Source organism: Dietzia aurantiaca, from assembly GCF_021033825.1.
Taxonomy (GTDB): Bacteria; Actinomycetota; Actinomycetes; order Mycobacteriales; family Mycobacteriaceae; genus Dietzia; species Dietzia aurantiaca.
Genome location: NZ_JAIFXZ010000022.1, coordinates 34997 through 51257, shown reverse-complemented (window position 1 = coordinate 51257; position 16261 = coordinate 34997). Strand labels below are relative to the sequence as shown.

14 protein-coding genes are annotated in these 16261 nt (G+C 70.7%); 10 read left to right on the top strand and 4 right to left on the bottom strand.

The annotated features are described in order from the left end of the window. The 6 genes from mftG to K3888_RS16840 all read left to right on the top strand — a co-directional run. The coding region (gene mftG / locus K3888_RS16865) for a mycofactocin system GMC family oxidoreductase MftG (RefSeq protein WP_269075317.1) at positions 1 to 950 on the top strand (950 nt) is incomplete at its 5' end. Between the two features lie 59 nt (positions 951 to 1009). Then, complete coding sequence (locus K3888_RS16860; RefSeq protein WP_230931448.1) at positions 1010 to 1909, top strand: alpha/beta fold hydrolase; 900 nt, start codon at positions 1010 to 1012, stop codon at positions 1907 to 1909. Positions 1910 to 2032: 123 nt separating this feature from the next. Then, the gene (trxA, locus tag K3888_RS16855; RefSeq protein ID WP_230931447.1) at positions 2033 to 2416 is read left to right on the top strand and encodes a thioredoxin; all 384 of its coding nucleotides are present in this window, start codon (positions 2033 to 2035) and stop codon (positions 2414 to 2416) included. Between the two features lie 170 nt (positions 2417 to 2586). Next, a complete protein-coding gene (locus K3888_RS16850; RefSeq protein ID WP_230931446.1) occupies positions 2587 to 3708 on the top strand; it encodes an NDMA-dependent alcohol dehydrogenase in 1122 nt (373 codons plus the stop codon). 175 nt (positions 3709 to 3883) lie between these two features. After that, a complete protein-coding gene (locus K3888_RS16845) occupies positions 3884 to 4150 on the top strand; it encodes a metal-sensitive transcriptional regulator (RefSeq protein ID WP_230931445.1) in 267 nt (88 codons plus the stop codon). A 67-nt stretch (positions 4151 to 4217) separates the two neighbouring features. Further along, the gene (locus tag K3888_RS16840; RefSeq protein ID WP_230931444.1) at positions 4218 to 4862 is read left to right on the top strand and encodes a DUF1707 SHOCT-like domain-containing protein; all 645 of its coding nucleotides are present in this window, start codon (positions 4218 to 4220) and stop codon (positions 4860 to 4862) included. Between the two features lie 12 nt (positions 4863 to 4874). Here the strand turns inward: K3888_RS16840 and K3888_RS16835 are convergent, their stop codons facing one another. The 3 genes from K3888_RS16835 to K3888_RS16825 all read right to left on the bottom strand — a co-directional run bounded on the left by K3888_RS16835 (position 4875) and on the right by K3888_RS16825 (position 7048). Then, on the bottom strand, positions 4875 to 5417 hold the full coding sequence (locus K3888_RS16835; protein ID WP_230931443.1) for a dihydrofolate reductase: 543 nt from the start codon (positions 5415 to 5417) through the stop codon (positions 4875 to 4877). 28 nt (positions 5418 to 5445) lie between these two features. Beyond that, positions 5446 to 6246 (bottom strand): thymidylate synthase, encoded by an 801-nt coding sequence (locus tag K3888_RS16830; protein ID WP_230931442.1) that lies wholly within the window; start codon positions 6244 to 6246, stop codon positions 5446 to 5448. 61 nt (positions 6247 to 6307) lie between these two features. After that, positions 6308 to 7048: a 3'(2'),5'-bisphosphate nucleotidase CysQ gene (locus tag K3888_RS16825; protein WP_230931441.1), complete on the bottom strand. Its 741-nt coding sequence runs from the start codon at positions 7046 to 7048 to the stop codon at positions 6308 to 6310. 65 nt (positions 7049 to 7113) lie between these two features. Between K3888_RS16825 and K3888_RS16820 the strand changes: the two genes are divergently transcribed. The 4 genes from K3888_RS16820 (at position 7114) to K3888_RS16805 (ending at position 14509) form a co-directional block, all read left to right on the top strand. Continuing rightward, on the top strand, positions 7114 to 11880 hold the full coding sequence (locus K3888_RS16820) for an ATP-dependent helicase (RefSeq protein WP_230931440.1): 4767 nt from the start codon (positions 7114 to 7116) through the stop codon (positions 11878 to 11880). A gap of 92 nt (positions 11881 to 11972) precedes the next feature. Next, positions 11973 to 12878, top strand: a complete 906-nt coding sequence (locus K3888_RS16815) for a cation diffusion facilitator family transporter (RefSeq protein ID WP_230931439.1) — start codon at positions 11973 to 11975, stop codon at positions 12876 to 12878. Between the two features lie 3 nt (positions 12879 to 12881). Next, positions 12882 to 13757, top strand: coding sequence for a DNA-formamidopyrimidine glycosylase family protein (locus K3888_RS16810; protein WP_230931438.1), 876 nt, complete (start codon positions 12882 to 12884; stop codon positions 13755 to 13757). Next, positions 13754 to 14509, top strand: coding sequence for an SDR family oxidoreductase (locus K3888_RS16805; protein ID WP_230931437.1), 756 nt, complete (start codon positions 13754 to 13756; stop codon positions 14507 to 14509). The genes K3888_RS16810 and K3888_RS16805 overlap by 4 nt, the downstream gene beginning before the upstream one ends. A gap of 86 nt (positions 14510 to 14595) precedes the next feature. Here the strand turns inward: K3888_RS16805 and pgi are convergent, their stop codons facing one another. Next, complete coding sequence (gene pgi / locus K3888_RS16800) at positions 14596 to 16254, bottom strand: glucose-6-phosphate isomerase (protein ID WP_230931436.1); 1659 nt, start codon at positions 16252 to 16254, stop codon at positions 14596 to 14598. Between the last annotated feature and the right edge of the window lie 7 nt (positions 16255 to 16261).

Here is a 16261-nt window from a genome sequence, read left to right as displayed (position 1 = left end):
CGTTCCCGGGGCGGGTCTCGGCCGTCGCCCAGGCGCGCCGGGGTGCACGGCGCGTGACGGCGTTCGACGCCTGGGATCCGCCCGGCGCGGGGGTGAGAGTGCGGACCGGGGCGCGCGTGGCGCGGCTGAGCTGGGCCGACGGCGCGGTGGGCGGGAGGTGCGACGGCGTCGTCCTCGCCGCTGCGAGCGACAGCGCCGGGGGAGGCGACGACGACAACGCCGCCGGCGAGGTGGTCGCCACCGACCTGGTGGTCCTGTGCGCCGGGACGATCGGTTCAGCCGTCCTCCTCCGGAACTCGGGATTGGGGGAGTCGACGGGGCACCCGGTGGGAGAGCGCGTCCAGGAGCATCCGGAGGTCCTGCTGGACCTGCCGGCCGGGGTGGCCGCGGACGTGTCGTTCGATCACGGAGTCACTGCCCATCGAGGCACTGGACCCGGCGATGCCGCCCTGGTGCCACTGCTCTCCCACGTCATCCGCCTCGGACTCGACGAGGCGCCCGGACCGGCCGGGCCCGAGGCGCCCGAGATCGAGGTGCGGCCGTACGCCGTCCCGCTGCACCAACTCATCCCGGGAGTCGATCCGATGCCACTGCGCGTGGGGGTCGCTCTCATGAACCCCCTCGGATACGGCCGGATCGCCGCGGACGGCACGGTCTTCCTCCCGGACGATCCGCGGGACGCCGCTTCGCTGTCCGCCGCGGCCGCGATCGTCGCCGACCGGCTCGGGCTGGGGGAGGCGGAGCCGGTGCCGTCGACGTCCCAACACCTCTCCGGGTCGGCCCGGATCGGTGAGGTCGTCGATCACACCGGTCGCGTCATGGGCGTCGACGGGCTCTACGTCGCCGACGCGTCGGTACTGCCGACCCTGCCGCGATGCGGGCCGTACTACACGGTCCTGGCGGTGGCCGAGGCCCTCGCCACCGGGCTGACAGCCGAGCGGCCGTGGTAGAACTCTTGAGTGGAACACGTTCCACCGACGGGGTGGGCAGCGGACCGGGAGGCGTACGCATGACAGGTACCGACACGGCGGTCGAACCACGGAGATTCACCGTCGCCCGAGACGCCGGGGTGACGCTGGTCGGCGAGGTCTGGGAGCCGGCCGCGCCCGACGGCGCCGCGATCGACGACATCCTCATGCTCCACGGCGGCGCACAGACCCGCCACGCCTGGGCGCGGGCGGCCCGGCGGCTGGCCGGGGAGGGCTACCGGGTCACCGCGATGGACGCGCGCGGTCACGGCGACAGCGACTGGGACCCCGAGGGCGACTACGACATCCACCGCATGGCCGAGGACCTCGAGGCGATCATCGCCGACCGGTTCGTCGCACGGCGACCGGTCATCGTCGGGGCCTCGCTCGGAGGGATGACGGCCATGCTGTCGCTCGGTTCCGGCGCCGACGTCGCGAGGGCCCTGGTGCTCGTCGACGTCACCCCGAGGATCGAGGCGGCCGGCGTCCAGCGGATCGGGGAGTTCATGCGCTCCGGCTTCGACGGTTTCGCCAGCCTCGACGAGGCGGCCGATGCGATCGCCGCGTACCAACCGCACCGCAAGCGCCCGCCCAACACCGACGGCCTGCGCAAGAACCTCCGGCTCCGCGAGGACGGGCGTTGGCACTGGCACTGGGACCCGCGGTTCGCCGGCAACGCCTCCGCGGACAACGCCGAGATCGGCAACGCCTTCTTCGAGACCCTCGTGCCGAAGATCCAGCAGCCGACCCTTCTCATCCGTGGCTCCGCCTCCGACATCGTCAGCGACGACACGGTCCGGCACCTGCTCGAGTTGCTCCCGCACGCCTACACGATGGAGGTCCCCGAGGCGGGCCACATGGTGGCCGGAGACGACAACGCGGTGTTCCTCGACCAGCTCGAGTGGTTCCTCACCGAGATCGTGGGTGCGCCCGGGGAATAACCCCGAACGGGCGGTGTTGGGACTGTCAGCGCCGGAAGGTCGTCGCGGACGCGGGCTGTCCGTAGGCTGGCGGCCACGGCATGACGGGACGAGAGTCGCCCCGTCCCGCAAGGAGGCATTCCCATGACCACCGTCGACATCACGACCGCCGAGTTCGAGCAGACCGTCACCGAGAACGACATCGTCCTGGTGGACTTCTGGGCAGAGTGGTGCGGCCCGTGCAAGGCGTTCGGGCCGGTGTACGAGAAGGTGTCGGGCAAGAACCCGGAGATCACCTTCGCCAAGGTCGACACCGACGCCGAGCAGCAGCTCGGTGCGATGCTGCAGATCCAGTCGATCCCCACGCTCATGGCGTTCCGTGAGGGCATCGCCGTGTTCCGCCACTCCGGCGCCATCCCGGAGCAGGCGCTCGACGATCTCGTCGCCCAGATCAAGGGGCTGGATATGGACGAGGTCCGCACGGCCGTCGAAGAGGCCCAGGCCCAGCAGGGCGACGCACAGCCCTGATCCGGCCGCCGACCACTCGCGAGGGGCTCACCGAGGTCTGACCACGGCTGTTCCGCCGAGCGCTGGAACGTGTTCTAGGAAGCATGACACTCCGTGCCGATTAGGGGTTATCGTGACGAGAACACGTTTCAGTGCCGGGGGGATATCCGGCAGGTCCGAAAGGGAGCCGCATGAAGACCAAGGCTGTCATCGCCCGCGAGCTGGGCAAGCCGTTCGAGATCGTCGAGGCCGAACTCGACGGCCCCCACTACGGCGAGGTGCTCGTCAAGTGGAAGGTCGCCGGCCTGTGCCACTCCGACCTGCACATGCGTACCGGTGACCTGCCCGGCCGGCTCCCGATCGTCGTGGGCCACGAGGGCGCCGGCGTGGTCGAGGCCGTGGGCGAGGGCGTCACCCACGTCCAGCCCGGCGACCATGTCGTGGGGTCCTTCATCCCCGCCTGTGGCAAGTGCCCCGCCTGCGCGCGCGGCATGTCCAACCTGTGCGACGGCGGCCTCAACGGCACCTTCGGCGTGATGGCCGACGGTCGCTACCCGTTCGCACTCGACAACGGTGAGACCGCTGGTGCCATGTGTACCCTCGGCACGTTCTCGCAGTACACCGTGGCCAATATGAACTCGGTGGTCAAGATCCAGGACTGGATCCCCTTCGAGGTGGCCGCCCTGGTCGGCTGTGGCGTCACCACGGGCTGGGGTTCGTCCGTCTACTCGGCCGAGGTCAAGGCCGGCGACACGGTCGTCGTGTTCGGGATCGGCGGCATCGGTATCAATGCCGTGCAGGGCGCCAAGCACGCCGGCGCGCGCTTCATCATCGCCATCGACACCGACGAGTCGAAGCGGGCCAAGGCGATGGAGTTCGGGGCCACCCATTTCTACACCGACGCGGACGAGGCCAAGGCCGAGCTCCCCGGCCTGACGTGGGGCCTCATGGCGGAGAAGGCCATCATCACGATCGGTGTCGCCGATGCCAAGGTCACCTCCGACGCCGTCGACATGGTGGGCAAGCGTGGCGTCGTGGTCCTCACGTCGATGGGTGGACTCGACAACCAGTCCATCAACCTGACCGGCCTGTTCGTCTCCCAGTACGAGAAGGTCATCAAGGGCTCGCTGTTCGGCTCCGCCAACGCGTTCTACGACATCCCCAACCTCCTGAGGCTGTGGGACGAGAAGCAGATCAAGTTGGACGAGCTCGTCACCCACCGCTTCACCCTCGACCAGGTCAACGAGGGCTACGAGATGATGGAGGCCGGCGGCGACGGGATGGTCCGCGGCATCATCGTCCACGACGACTGACCCGGCGACCGGCCCGTCCGGGCCGGGCGACACCTCTCGCGCTGGTCGCGCAGATATACCCCCGTGGGTACACTGGTCCTGCCGGTGGGCCCACGGGGGTCTCGCGTCTCCGCCGGCTCCGACCCGAGACCGGCGGCGATCCCGTGCCGCCCGGAATTTCCGAAGAGGTGCGAAAATGGCGACGCTCGATCCCCGACAGCAGGTACTCAACAGACTGCGGCGTGCACGCGGCCAGCTCAACGCTGTGATCGACATGGTGGAACAGGAGAAGTCCTGCAAGGACATCGTCACCCAGCTCGCCGCGGTGTCCAAGGCGCTCGACCGTGCTGGATTCAAGATCATCAGCGAGAACATCCAGGAGTGCGTCATCCGTGAGGGCGAGCCGGACGAGAACGGCGTCACCCTCGACGAGCTGGAGAAACTCTTCCTCTCTCTCGCCTGACGGTCCGGCCGACCGGCTGACCTGTGTCCGCACGCGCGGTATCGGATCACACCACTATTGTCGGGGCATGACCTCACGCGCGCACGACGACTCCTTTCATGACCCGCGGACGGTGGCGCAGCGCCGCCTCGAGGCGATGGTGGGACGCGGGGAACTCTCGCTCTCGGAATTCTCGGACCGTGCGGCCAAGATCTGGGCCGCGACCTGCCCCGCTGAACTCGACGTCGCGCTCAGCGGCCTGCCCGCCGAGCCGGGCTACCCCGACGGCCTGCAGCCTCCGGCGCGCACCGCGTCCACACAACCCCCGGCGACGCGGCCGGGTTCGGCGATCACCGTCGACGAGAGCAAGAAGAAGACCTCGGTGTTCGACACCCTCAAGCGTGAGGGGCGGTGGCTCCTGCCTGACGACTACCGGCTCACCTCATGGATGGGGGAGATCTACCTCGACGCCCGCGAGGCGGTCGTGGATCGGCCGCGCACCCACGTCCAACTGGATCTGTGGGGTGCCAACGCGAAGATCCTGCTCCCGCCGGGGGTGTCGGTCTCGATCACCGGTAACCGCACCTGGTCGGAGCTCAAGATCGATGAGGGCAAATACGAGATCCACGGTGGTCCGCATCTCGATTTCGAGATCAACGGTTTCATGGCAGGGGTGAAGATCAAGATCCTCGCCGCGGGGGAGAAAATCCCCAAGGCGTGGAAGTGGTTCTAGCGCACGGCCGGGTCAGGACCGCTGGCGGCGCCACACCGTATGTCGATGCCGGATGGGGTTCTCGGCGTTGTCGTCGTCGTACCCGTCGACGCGGTTACGTGGATCGGTGACCCACTCGCCCACCTCGACCTGCTCCCACGCGCTGTGGCCCTGCGCGCCGGTCAGGTCGGGCGCTAGTACGGAGCCGGGGGCGTCGGCATCGATCTCGGTGACCAGGCACTCGTCGGCCGAGCCGAGCGCGGCGGCGTAGACCTGGCCGCCGCCCATCACGGCGGCGTCGGGACCGGCCATCTCCAGTGCCTCGGACACCGACCCCGCCCGCTCGGCCCCCTCGGCCGACCACGCGGGGTCCCGCGTGCACACGATGTTCCGGCGGCCGGGCAGCGGACGGAAGCGCTCCGGCAGCGAATCCCACGTGGCGCGGCCCATCACCACCGGCCGGCCGAGCGTGGCCTGCTTGAAGAAGGCCAGGTCCTCGGGAATGTGCCACGGCATATCGCGGCCGTCGCCGATCACCCCGCCGCGGGCCTGCGCCCACACCATCCGCACCGTCATGTCGCGTCGCTCCCCGCTGCGGCCGCGGTCAGACCGCGACCGGGGCCTTGATACCCGGATGGTGCTCGTAGCCCACCACCTCGAAGTTCTCGAAGCGGTAGTCGAGGATCGAGTCCGCCTTGCGCAGGACGAGCTGCGGGTAGGGCAGCGGGTCGCGCGAGAGCTGCGTGCGGACCTGCTCGACGTGATTGTCATAGATGTGACAGTCGCCGCCCGTCCAGATGAACTCGCCGACCTCGAGTCCCACCTGCTGCGCGACCATGTGGGTCAGCAGGGAGTAGGACGCGATGTTGAACGGCACGCCGAGGAACAGGTCGGCGCTGCGCTGGTAGAGCTGGCAGCTCAACCTGCCGTCGGCCACATAGAACTGGAACAGCAGGTGGCACGGCGGCAGTGCCATGTTCGCGAGCTCGCTGACGTTCCACGCCGACACGATGTTGCGCCGCGAGTCCGGGTCCGTGCGCAGGAGGTCGACGGCCGAGGTGATCTGGTCGATGTGCTTCCCGTCCGGGGTGGGCCAGGAGCGCCACTGCACGCCGTAGACCGGGCCGAGATCGCCCTCGGCGTCCGCCCACTCGTCCCAGATGCTCACGCCGTTGTCCCGCAGGAAGCCGACGTTGGAGTCACCACGCAGGAACCACAGGAGTTCATACGCGACCGACTTGAAGTGGACGCGCTTTGTGGTGATGAGGGGGAAGCCTTGCGTGAGGTCGTAGCGCAGCTGATGTCCGAACAGGCTGCGGGTACCCGTGCCCGTGCGGTCGGACTTGGGGGTTCCCTGTTCCAGGACCAGGCGCAGCAGATCCTCGTACGGGGTGGGGACGGTCATGAGGGGCAGTCTACTGATCCGGCCACGACCTGCACTGTCGCCACCTGCTCGGGGCGGCGGTTCAGGGCTGCATCGAGGCGGCGGCCGCGAGGACCTGTTCGGTCATGTCCGGACGGCACACGAGGATGTCGGGCGAGTAGGTGTCGGATTTGTTGAACCGGATCGGGGTGCCGTCGAGGCGGGATGCGTGCAGCCCCGAGGCGAGGGCGACGGCGACCGGCGCCGCCTGATCCCACTCGTTCTGACCCCCGGCATGCAGGTAGACGTCCGCGTCGCCCAGGAGGACGGACAACATCTTGGCGCCGGCCGACCCCATCGGCCGCACCGTCAGACCCAGGGAGTCGGCGACCGCGGTGACACCCGCCGGAGGGTTGTTCCGGCTGATCACCATGTTTCCGGACCGGGGGCCGTCGACGTGGTCGACCACGTCGGAGCGGAACACACGGCGGCCGTCGGGCAGACCCACGGAACCGAGGGTCGGTTGGCCGTCCACGACCAGCGCGACGTGCACCGACCAGTCAGCGCGGCCGGTGGAGAACTCCTTGGTCCCGTCGACCACGTCGATGATCCACACGCGGGACTTGTCGAGGCGGGACCGATCATCGGATACGCCCTCGGAGAGCGTGCCGTCGTCCGGTCGGTGCACGGACAGCACCTCGTCGGTCCAGCACTGGGCGACCTCGTTGGCGACCCGCGCGAGCGAGCGACCGTGCAACAGGCCGCCGGCACGGGTGCCCCGGACGATGTCCCCGATACCGGTGGCGAGGTAGTAGGCGAGGTCGTTGTCGTCCAGATCGCGCATGCCCACACTCTACGGAGCAGGGCGGCCGGCAGGCCCGTGTCGTAGTCGTACGCCATCATGAGTTCATGTCCGACGTACTGGACCGGTTCCACCCGGCCACCGCCTCGTGGTTCCGGGGCGTGTTCGGCGCGCCCACCCCCGCGCAGGAGGGGGCGTGGTCCGCGCTCGGCGGTGGTTCGCACACGCTCGTCGTCGCTCCCACCGGTTCCGGGAAGACCCTCTCGGCGTTCCTCGCCGCGCTGGACCGGTTGTTGCTCGGTGCGGACGCGGCGGGGGACGGGCGCCCGTCCGGCACGCGCGTCCTGTACATCTCGCCGCTGAAGGCCCTCGCGGTGGACGTGGAGCGCAACCTCCGCGCCCCGCTCGCGGGGATCGCCCGCGAGGCCGCCGCACAAGGCGTCGAGACCGCCGGAATCACCGTCGGGATCCGGACCGGGGACACCCCGCCCGAGGAGCGTCGCCGCCAGCGCACCCGGCCGCCGCACGTGCTGGTCACCACGCCGGAATCACTGTTCCTGCTGCTCACCTCGGCCGCCCGCGAGACCCTGACAGGGGTCGACACGGTGATCATCGACGAGATCCACGCGGTGGCCGGGACTAAGCGTGGCGCCCATCTGGCGCTGAGCCTGGAGCGGCTCGACGAGCTGCTTCAGACGCCCGCACAGCGCGTGGGGCTGTCCGCCACGGTGCGCCCACACGAGGAGGTCGCGCGCTTCCTCGCCGGAGAGCGGCCGGTGACCGTCGTCGCGCCGAGGTCGGACAAGCGCTTCGAACTCACCGTGCGTGTACCGGTCGAGGACATGACGGACCTGTCCGCAGCCGCGCCGGAGGTCACCGCACCACCCGGCACCGCGGGTCAGGGGTCGATCTGGCCGCATGTCGAGCGGCAGGTGGTGGATCTGGTCACCGCGCACCGTTCGACGATCGTGTTCGTCAACTCCCGGCGCCTGGCGGAGCGGCTCACGGCGCGGCTCAACGAGATCCACGCCGAGGACACGGACCCGGGATCGCTGCCGGAACCACCCGCGCGGCCGCCGGCGCAGATCATGGTGCCCTCCGAGGTCACGCGCGGTGCGCCGCCGGAACTGGCGATGGCGCACCACGGGTCGGTGTCCAAGGAGCGCCGCGCGATGATCGAGGACGCCCTCAAGTCGGGGCGGCTGCGCGCGGTGGTGGCCACGTCGTCGCTGGAACTGGGTATCGACATGGGCGCGGTGGACCTGGTGGTGCAGGTCGAGTCGCCGCCGTCGGTGGCGTCGGGGCTGCAGCGCATCGGGCGCGCGGGACACCAGGTGGGTGAGGTCTCCCGCGCCGCCGTGTTCCCCAAACACCGTGCGGACCTGGTCCACAGCGCGGTGACGGTCGAGCGGATGCTGGCCGGCGCCATCGAGGAACTGTCGGTCATCGCCAATCCGCTGGACGTGTTGGCGCAGCAGACCGTGGCCGCGTGCGCCCTCGAGTCGATAGACGTCGAGGAGTGGTTCTCCGCCGTGCGCCGGACCGCACCGTTCGCGGGCCTGCCGCGGTCGGCGTTCGAGGCGACCCTGGACATGCTGGCCGGCAAGTACCCGTCCGCGGACTTCGCCGAGCTGCGGCCGCGGCTGGTCTGGGACCGCGACGCGGGGACGCTCACCGGGCGGCCCGGAGCCCAGCGCCTGGCGGTCACCTCCGGCGGGACCATCCCGGATCGCGGTCTGTTCGGCGTGTTCATGGTGGGGGAGAAGGCCGCCCGCGTCGGCGAGCTGGACGAGGAGATGGTCTACGAGTCGCGGGTGGGTGATGTGTTCGCGCTCGGCGCCTCCAGCTGGCGGGTCGAGGAGATCACCCACGACCGCGTGCTGGTCTCCCCGGCGCCGGGCGGGACCGGCCGGCTGCCGTTCTGGCTCGGGGACGACCAGGGGCGCCCCGCCGAGCTCGGGCGCGCGTTGGGTGGGTTCCTGCGGGAGGTCGCCGGTGGCGACGACTCCGCGGTCACCGCTCGACTGTCCGCCGCGGGGCTGGACATCAATGCGGCCACCAACCTGCGCCGCTACCTCGCCGAGCAGCGGGAGTCCACCGGGCACGTCCCGAGTGACACGACGCTGGTGGTCGAGCGCTTCCGCGACGAGGTGGGGGACTGGCGCGTGGTGCTGCACTCGCCGTTCGGCGCGCGGGTGCACTGGCCGTGGGCGGAGGCGGTACGTGCGCGGCTGTCCGCCGCGCACGGGTTCGACGCCGTACCGGTGGTGTCCGATGACGGCATCATCCTGCGGGTCCCGGACATGGGTGACGACGACGAGGTGGGCGCCCGCCCCGGGGCGGAGACGTTCGCGATCGACGCCGAGGAGGCGGTCGATCTCGTGACGCGGCATGTCGGGGGGTCGGCGCTGTTCGCCTCGCGGTTCCGCGAATGCTCGGCCCGCGCCCTGCTGTTCCCGAGGCTGGACCCGGTGCGGCGGGCGCCGCTGTGGCAGCAGCGTCAGAAGTCGGCGCAGCTGCTCGACGTGGCCCGCCGGTTCCCGGATTTCCCGATGATCCTCGAGGCGGTCCGGGAGTGCCTGCAGGACGTCTACGATGTGCCGGCGCTGGAGCAGCTGCTCGGTGAGATCGCGTCTCGGACCGTCCGGATCGTCGAGGTGGATACCCCGTCGGCGTCGCCGTTCGCGCAGTCCCTGCTCTTCGACTACGTCGGGGCGTTCGTCTACGAGGGCGACTCCCCGCTGGCCGAGAAGCGGGCCGCAGCGCTGAGTATCGATCTCACGCTGCTCGGCCAACTGCTCGGTCGCGTCGAGTTGCGGGAACTGCTCGACGAGGAGGTCCTGGACGCGGTCGAACGCAGACTGCAGCATCTCGAGCCCGCGCGGGCCGCGCGGGACGCCGAGGCGGTGGCGGATCTGCTGAGGTTGCTCGGCCCTCTCACCGTCGACGAGATCGCCGCACGGTCGACGGACGCGGGCGCCGTGCCCGGCTGGATCGACACGCTGGCCTCCGCCGGGCGCGCTGTGACCGTCGAGCATGCGGGGCGCACGTGGTGGGCGGGGGTGGAGGACGTGGCCCGCCTCCGCGACGGCCTCGGTGTACCCCCGCCGCCCGGGGTCCTCTCGGCGTTCCTCGGTGACGTCGAGGATCCGCTCGGCGAACTCGTGCGCCGCTATGCGCGTACCCACGGCCCGTTCACGGCTGATGCGGTGGCCGGACGTTTCGGCCTTGGCGTGGCCGTGGCCCGCGGGGTGCTCGATCGCCTGACGGCCTCCGGCGATCTGCTCGCCGGCGAGTTCCGGCCGGGTGCATCGGGGCCCGAGTGGTGCGACACCGAGGTACTCCGCCACGTTCGCCGTCGCTCCCTGGCGGCGCTGCGGAGTCAGATCGAGCCGGTCTCCCACTCGACGCTGGGCCGGTTCCTGCCCGGCTGGCAGGGGATGGGCGCGGGCGGCGGAGCCGACGCGGGCGCGGACGTCGACTCGGGCAGCGAGTCGGGGGTCGACGGCGTACTCGCGGTGATCGAACAGCTCGAGGGCGTGGCCGTCCCCGCATCGGCGCTGGAGCCGTTGATCCTGGCCCGCCGGGTGCGCGACTATTCTCCGGCGATGCTCGATGAGCTCCTGGCCGGAGGCGAGATCATCTGGTGCGGGCGCGGTCGGGCGGGCACCCGCGACGGCTGGGTCTCGCTGCATCCGACGGACACCGCCGGCGTCACTCTGCCTCTGGACCGACCTCAGCCGGAAGGGGCGGTGCACCTCGCGGTCGTCGATGCACTGCAGGGCGGGGCGCTCTTCTTCCGGGATGTTGTCGCCGCGGTCAAGAACCCGGCGGCACCGCCCGCCGGGGCCCCGAACGAGGAGGGCGGGGCGGCGACGACCGAGGGGCCGGCGATCGAGGGCGCGGTGACAGACGTCGCCGTGACCGAGGGGGCCGTCCGCGATGCGCTGTGGGACCTGGTGTGGGACGGCGTGGTCACCAACGACACCCTGGCGCCGCTGCGTGCCGTGCTGGCCGGCGGTGGACCGTCGGGCACGGGCACCGCGCACCGTGCGTCACGATCGGCGGCCCGGCCACGTCGGGCTCGGCTGGGCCGGACCTCGATGGCACAGCTGTCCGGAGGGATGTCCGCGGGCATGCGCACCCCACCCGCGCTGGCCGGGCGATGGTCACTCGTCCCCGAGCCGGTCACCGACGCCACCCTGCGGGCCCACGCGTGGGCCGAGACACTTCTGGCACGGCACGGCGTGGTGACCCGTGGCGCGGTCGAAGCGGAGGAGATCCCGGGCGGGTTCGCGGCCGTCTACAAGGTGCTCGCGCAGATGGAGGACGCCGGCCGGTGCCGGCGCGGATACTTCGTCGAGGGGCTCGGCGCCGCCCAGTTCGCCGCCGGCAATACCGTCGACCGACTGCGCACACTCGACGACACCGCCGACGACACCACCTGGCCCTCGGGAACCGACGCACCGGCCGTCCGGGTGTTGGCCGCGACGGACCCCGCGAATCCCTACGGCGCCGCGCTGCCGTGGCCCGCCGTTGTGAGCGCGACTGCCGGGGCCGACCCCGGGACCGCCACCGCCACCGCCGCCCGTCACAGGCCGGGCCGGAAGGCGGGCGCGCTCGTGGTGCTGGTCGACGGCCTGTGCGTGTTGTTCGTCGAGCGCGGCGGTCGAACGGTACTCGTGTTCGACGACCGCGACGACGCGGTCCCCCTCGCGGCTACAGCGCTGGCCGCCTCGGTCGGTTCCGGGGCAGTGGGCCAGCTGACCATCACGACCCTCGGCGGTGACACGGTGCACGTCTCGCCCTATGCGGCGGCCTTTCAGTCGGCCGGATTCGGCATCACCCCCAAGGGGCTGCGCATCCGGCGGTGACCTCCGCCATGGCGGGACGCCCACCACATGCGTTAGAGTATGCGCATTGATGCATATGTTCCCTGGTTTCCAGGACTGAGGAGGTGGTCGACATGGGCGCAGGACATGCACACGGAACCGGACATGCCGGGGCCCGCCACCGGGCGCGTTTGGGACTGGCGTTCGTCCTGACCGCCACGTTCTTCGTGGTCGAGTTGGTCGCGGGTCTGGTTTCCGGGTCGTTGGCCCTGCTCTCCGACGCCGGACACATGGGTGCCGACGTGGTGGCGTTGGGTGCCGCACTCGTGGCCACGGTCATCGCGGCGCGCCCCGACTCGACGGGTCGGCGCACCTTCGGCCATTACCGTGTCGAGATCTTCGCGTCCGGGTTGGCGGTGCTCATCATGCTGGGGATGGGCGTGTACGTGCTGGTCGAGGCCGTCGGAAGGATCGGCTCGGAAGCCTCCGTCGCGACGGGCACCATGCTGCTCGTCGGCGTGCTGGGGCTGGTCGTCAACCTCATCTCGCTCTTCCTCCTGCGCAGCGGCCAGTCCGAGAGTCTGGCCGTGCGCGGCGCCTACCTCGAGGTGCTGGCGGATGCGGCGGGGTCCGTCGGGGTGATCGCCGCGGCGATCCTCATCCGGATCACCGGGTCGCCGGTCTGGGATCTGGTCGTGGCGGTCGCGATCGCCGTGTTCATCGTCGTCCGGGCGGTGGCACTCGGTCGGCAGGTGTTGGCGGTGCTCGCGCAACACGCCCCGGACGGCGTGGACCCAGCGGCGGTGGATGCCGACCTCCGCCACCTCGACGGCGTCGTCGAGGTCCACGACCTCCACCTGTGGACCCTGACCTCCGGCATGGACGTCGCCACCGTCCACCTCGTCGTGGACGTGGGCGCTGACCATGCCCGGATGCTCGAGTCGGCTCAACGGATCCTCCGGGACAGGCACGGTCTCGCGCATGTGACGGTTCAGGTCGAGGCCCGGGGCGCCGTGGCCTGCGGTCGGCCGGGTTGGTGAGCGGTGCCTGAAGGCGACACCGTCCACCGGGCGGCCGCAGGGGCCCACCGGGCGCTGGCCGGCCGCACCCTGGATCGGGCCGAGCTCCGGGTACCGCGATTCGCGGCGATGGATCTGGCCGGCCGCACCGTGCAGGAGGTCCGGTCCCGGGGTAAGCACCTCTTCGTCGTCGTCGGCCCCGACCGGTCCGGCCGCGACCCCGTGACCCTCCACATCCACCTCAAGATGGAAGGGCGCGTGCTCGTGCTCCGCGCAGGCGAGCGGTGGCGGTTCCCCACACACACCGCCCGGCTCGTCCTGCGCGCCGGGGACGTGGAGGTGGTCGGCACCGAGCTCGGGTTCCTCCGTGCGTTGACCCCCGACGAGGCGGACGAGGCCATCGCGCACCTCGGCCCCGACCTCCTCGGCGACGACTGGGATCCGCGCGCGAGCACCGCCGAGGTCGTGCGGCGGCTGGAGGAGCGGCCCACGCGGACCGTCGGCGAGGCGCTGCTCGACCAGCACAATCTCGCCGGCATCGGCACGATCTACCGCGCCGAGTTGTGCTTCCTCCGCGGCATCGATCCACGCGACCCCGTCGGGGCCGTGCCGGATCTGCCCGCCGTCGTCACCCTCGCGCGGCGGATGCTCGTCGCCAACGCCGATCGCACGCTCCGGGTCACCACCGGCGACACCAGGCGCGGCCGCGAGCTGTGGGTGTACGGGCGCGACGGCCGGCCGTGCAGGCGGTGCGGGACGCTCGTGGAGACGTACCGACTGGGAGGTCGCGCGGATCCCGCCGAGCCGTCCGACTCGCTGGATCGCATCGCGTACAGCTGTCCGTCGTGCCAGCCCCGCCGTGCCACACTGGGCGCTGACCCGACGGAGGAGAACACGTGACCGATCGCACCACCATCCTGATCACCGGAGCCAGTTCCGGACTCGGCGAGGGCATGGCCCGCCGATGGGCCGCCCGGGGCAAGAACCTCGCTCTGTGCGCTCGGCGCCTGGACCGTCTGGAGGAGCTGCGTGCCGAGTTGGTCGCGGCGAATCCGGCGATCCGCGTGGCGGTGCGGGAGCTGGACGTGGTCGGCGGCGACGCCGTCGAGCGGGTCTTCGGTGAGCTCGACGACGAGTTGGGTGGCATCGACCGGTTCGTCCTCAACGCCGGCCTGGGCAAAGGGGCGTCCATCGGGACGGGCAAGGCCCACGCGAACCGCGAGACCGCCATGGTCAACGTGGTCGGCACGCTCAACCAGGCCGAGGCGGCCACGGCGCTGTTGCGGCAGCGCGGCGAGGGGCACCTGGTGTTCATCTCGTCGGTGAGCGCCCTCCGGGGGATGCCCAAGGCGCAGAACACCTACGGGGCGTCCAAGGCCTTCGTGTCGTCGCTCGCCCAGGGGTTGTACGCCGAGCTCGACAGCGCGGGAAGCCACATCACGGTGTCCGACATCCTGCCCGGGTACATCCGTACCGACATCAACCGTTCGGTCAAGACCGCTCTCATGACCGAGTTCGACGAGGGGGTGGACGCTCTGGTCGAGACCATCGACGCCGAGCCGGTCCGCGCACTCGTGCCGGCCAAGCCGTGGAAGGCACTCGGCCCGCTGCTGACAGCACTTCCTGAGAAGATCAGCCGCCGCTTCGTCTGACCGGCCCGCGCCGCGCCGCCTGTCAGAACGGCGTACCCCCGGCGCCGGGCGCCGGGCGCTGGGCGCCGCCGAGGAGGGCCGCCGGCCTAGCGTCGCCCGCGCGCCTCGCGATAGATCTCCACCAGGGAGTCCGTGGACGAGTCGAATGCCGGGTCCGGGTGTGATTCGGCGGTCAACGCCGTCAGCAGCGTCCCGGCCTGCTCCTTGCCGAGCTCGACGCCCCACTGGTCGAACGCGTTGATGCCCAGGATCGCCGCCTGCGAGAACACCATGTGCTCGTACAGGGCGATGAGCTGACCCACGACGCCGGGGGAGAGCGACGGCGCGAGGATCGTGGTGCTGGGCCGGTTGCCGGGCATGACCTTGTGCGGTGCCAGCGTGGGATCGACGCCGTCTGCGAGAGCCTCCTCTTCCGTCTTGCCGAAGGCCAGGACACGTGCCTGCGCGAACATGTTGGCCATCAGCAGGTCATGCATCGAGACCGGTCCCGACCTGCCGGACGGATAGGCGTCCAGATCCTCACTCGGAATCGCGACCCCGATGAAGTCCACGGGCACGAGCTGGGTCCCCTGGTGCAGCAGCTGGAAGAAGGCGTGCTGCCCGTTGGTGCCCGCCTCGCCCCAGTAGACCTCGCCGGTCGGGTACGACACGTCCGAGCCGTCGAGCCGGACGGACTTGCCCAGCGACTCCATGGTGAGCTGCTGGAGGTACGCCGGGAACCGCGCCAGGTCCTGCACGTAGGGGATGACGGCCTTGGACTGCGCGCCGAGGAAGCACGTGTACCAGATACCGAGCAGGGCCATGAGGACCGGCGCGTTGTGCTCGGGCGCCTCGGTGGCGAAATGCAGGTCCATGGTGTGGAAACCCTCGAGGAGCTCGATGAACGCCGGCGCCCCCGCCGTGAGCATCACCGACAGCCCGATCGCTGACGATACCGAGTATCGTCCGCCGACCCAGTCCCAGAACTCGAACATGTGGCCCGCGTCGATCCCGAACGCCGCGACCTCGTCGGCGGCGGTCGAGACGGCGACGAAGTGCGAGGCGATCGCGTCCTCCGACCCCAGCGCCTCGACGAAGTGCCGCCGCGCGGCGTGCGCGTTGGCCATGGTCTCCTGGGTGGTGAAGGTCTTGGAGGCCACCACGACCAGGGTGGTGGCGGGGTCCACCACGGCGAGGGTCGCCGACAGGTCGGCCGGGTCGACGTTCGAGACGTAGTGGGCACGGATGCCGTCGGTCTGGAGGTGCCGCAGGGCCTTGTCGACCATCACCGGGCCCAGGTCGGAGCCGCCGATGCCGATGTTGATGACCGTGTCGATGCGCTGGCCGGTGTGGCCGCGCCAGTCGCCGGAGCGCACGCGACCGGCGAAGGCGGCCATGCGGTCGAGGACCGCGTGGACGTCCGAGACCACGTCCCGGCCGTCGACGACGAGGTCGGCCCCGGCCGGGAGCCGGAGCGCGGTATGCAGGACCGCCCTGTCCTCGGTCGTGTTGATGTGGTCCCCCCGGAACATCGCGGCTCGCTGCGCCGGCAACCGGGCGACGTCGGCCAACTCCGTCAGGGCGGTGAGGATCTCGTCGGTGACCAGGTTCTTGGACAGATCGATGTGCAGGTCACCCGCAGTGATCGACAGCCGGCGACCACGCTCCGGATCCTCGGCGAACAGCTCCCGCAGTGACACCTCACCGATGGAGGCGACGAGTTCCTCTACAGCTGTCCACTGATCGGTCGTGCTGATGTCCGTCATACGTCTG

What these genes read in the sequence shown, in the direction of transcription:
- K3888_RS16820 (WP_230931440.1), top strand. Translation starts at nt 7,114, where the DNA reads ATGTCCGACGTACTGGACCGGTTCCACCCGGCCACCGCCTCGTGGTTC.
- pgi (WP_230931436.1), bottom strand. Translation starts at nt 16,254, where the DNA reads ATGACGGACATCAGCACGACCGATCAGTGGACAGCTGTAGAGGAACTC.
- K3888_RS16815 (WP_230931439.1), top strand. Translation starts at nt 11,973, where the DNA reads ATGGGCGCAGGACATGCACACGGAACCGGACATGCCGGGGCCCGCCAC.
- K3888_RS16850 (WP_230931446.1), top strand. Translation starts at nt 2,587, where the DNA reads ATGAAGACCAAGGCTGTCATCGCCCGCGAGCTGGGCAAGCCGTTCGAG.
- K3888_RS16825 (WP_230931441.1), bottom strand. Translation starts at nt 7,048, where the DNA reads ATGCGCGATCTGGACGACAACGACCTCGCCTACTACCTCGCCACCGGT.
- K3888_RS16860 (WP_230931448.1), top strand. Translation starts at nt 1,010, where the DNA reads ATGACAGGTACCGACACGGCGGTCGAACCACGGAGATTCACCGTCGCC.
- K3888_RS16835 (WP_230931443.1), bottom strand. Translation starts at nt 5,417, where the DNA reads ATGACGGTGCGGATGGTGTGGGCGCAGGCCCGCGGCGGGGTGATCGGC.
- K3888_RS16845 (WP_230931445.1), top strand. Translation starts at nt 3,884, where the DNA reads ATGGCGACGCTCGATCCCCGACAGCAGGTACTCAACAGACTGCGGCGT.
- trxA (WP_230931447.1), top strand. Translation starts at nt 2,033, where the DNA reads ATGACCACCGTCGACATCACGACCGCCGAGTTCGAGCAGACCGTCACC.
- K3888_RS16830 (WP_230931442.1), bottom strand. Translation starts at nt 6,246, where the DNA reads ATGACCGTCCCCACCCCGTACGAGGATCTGCTGCGCCTGGTCCTGGAA.
- K3888_RS16840 (WP_230931444.1), top strand. Translation starts at nt 4,218, where the DNA reads ATGACCTCACGCGCGCACGACGACTCCTTTCATGACCCGCGGACGGTG.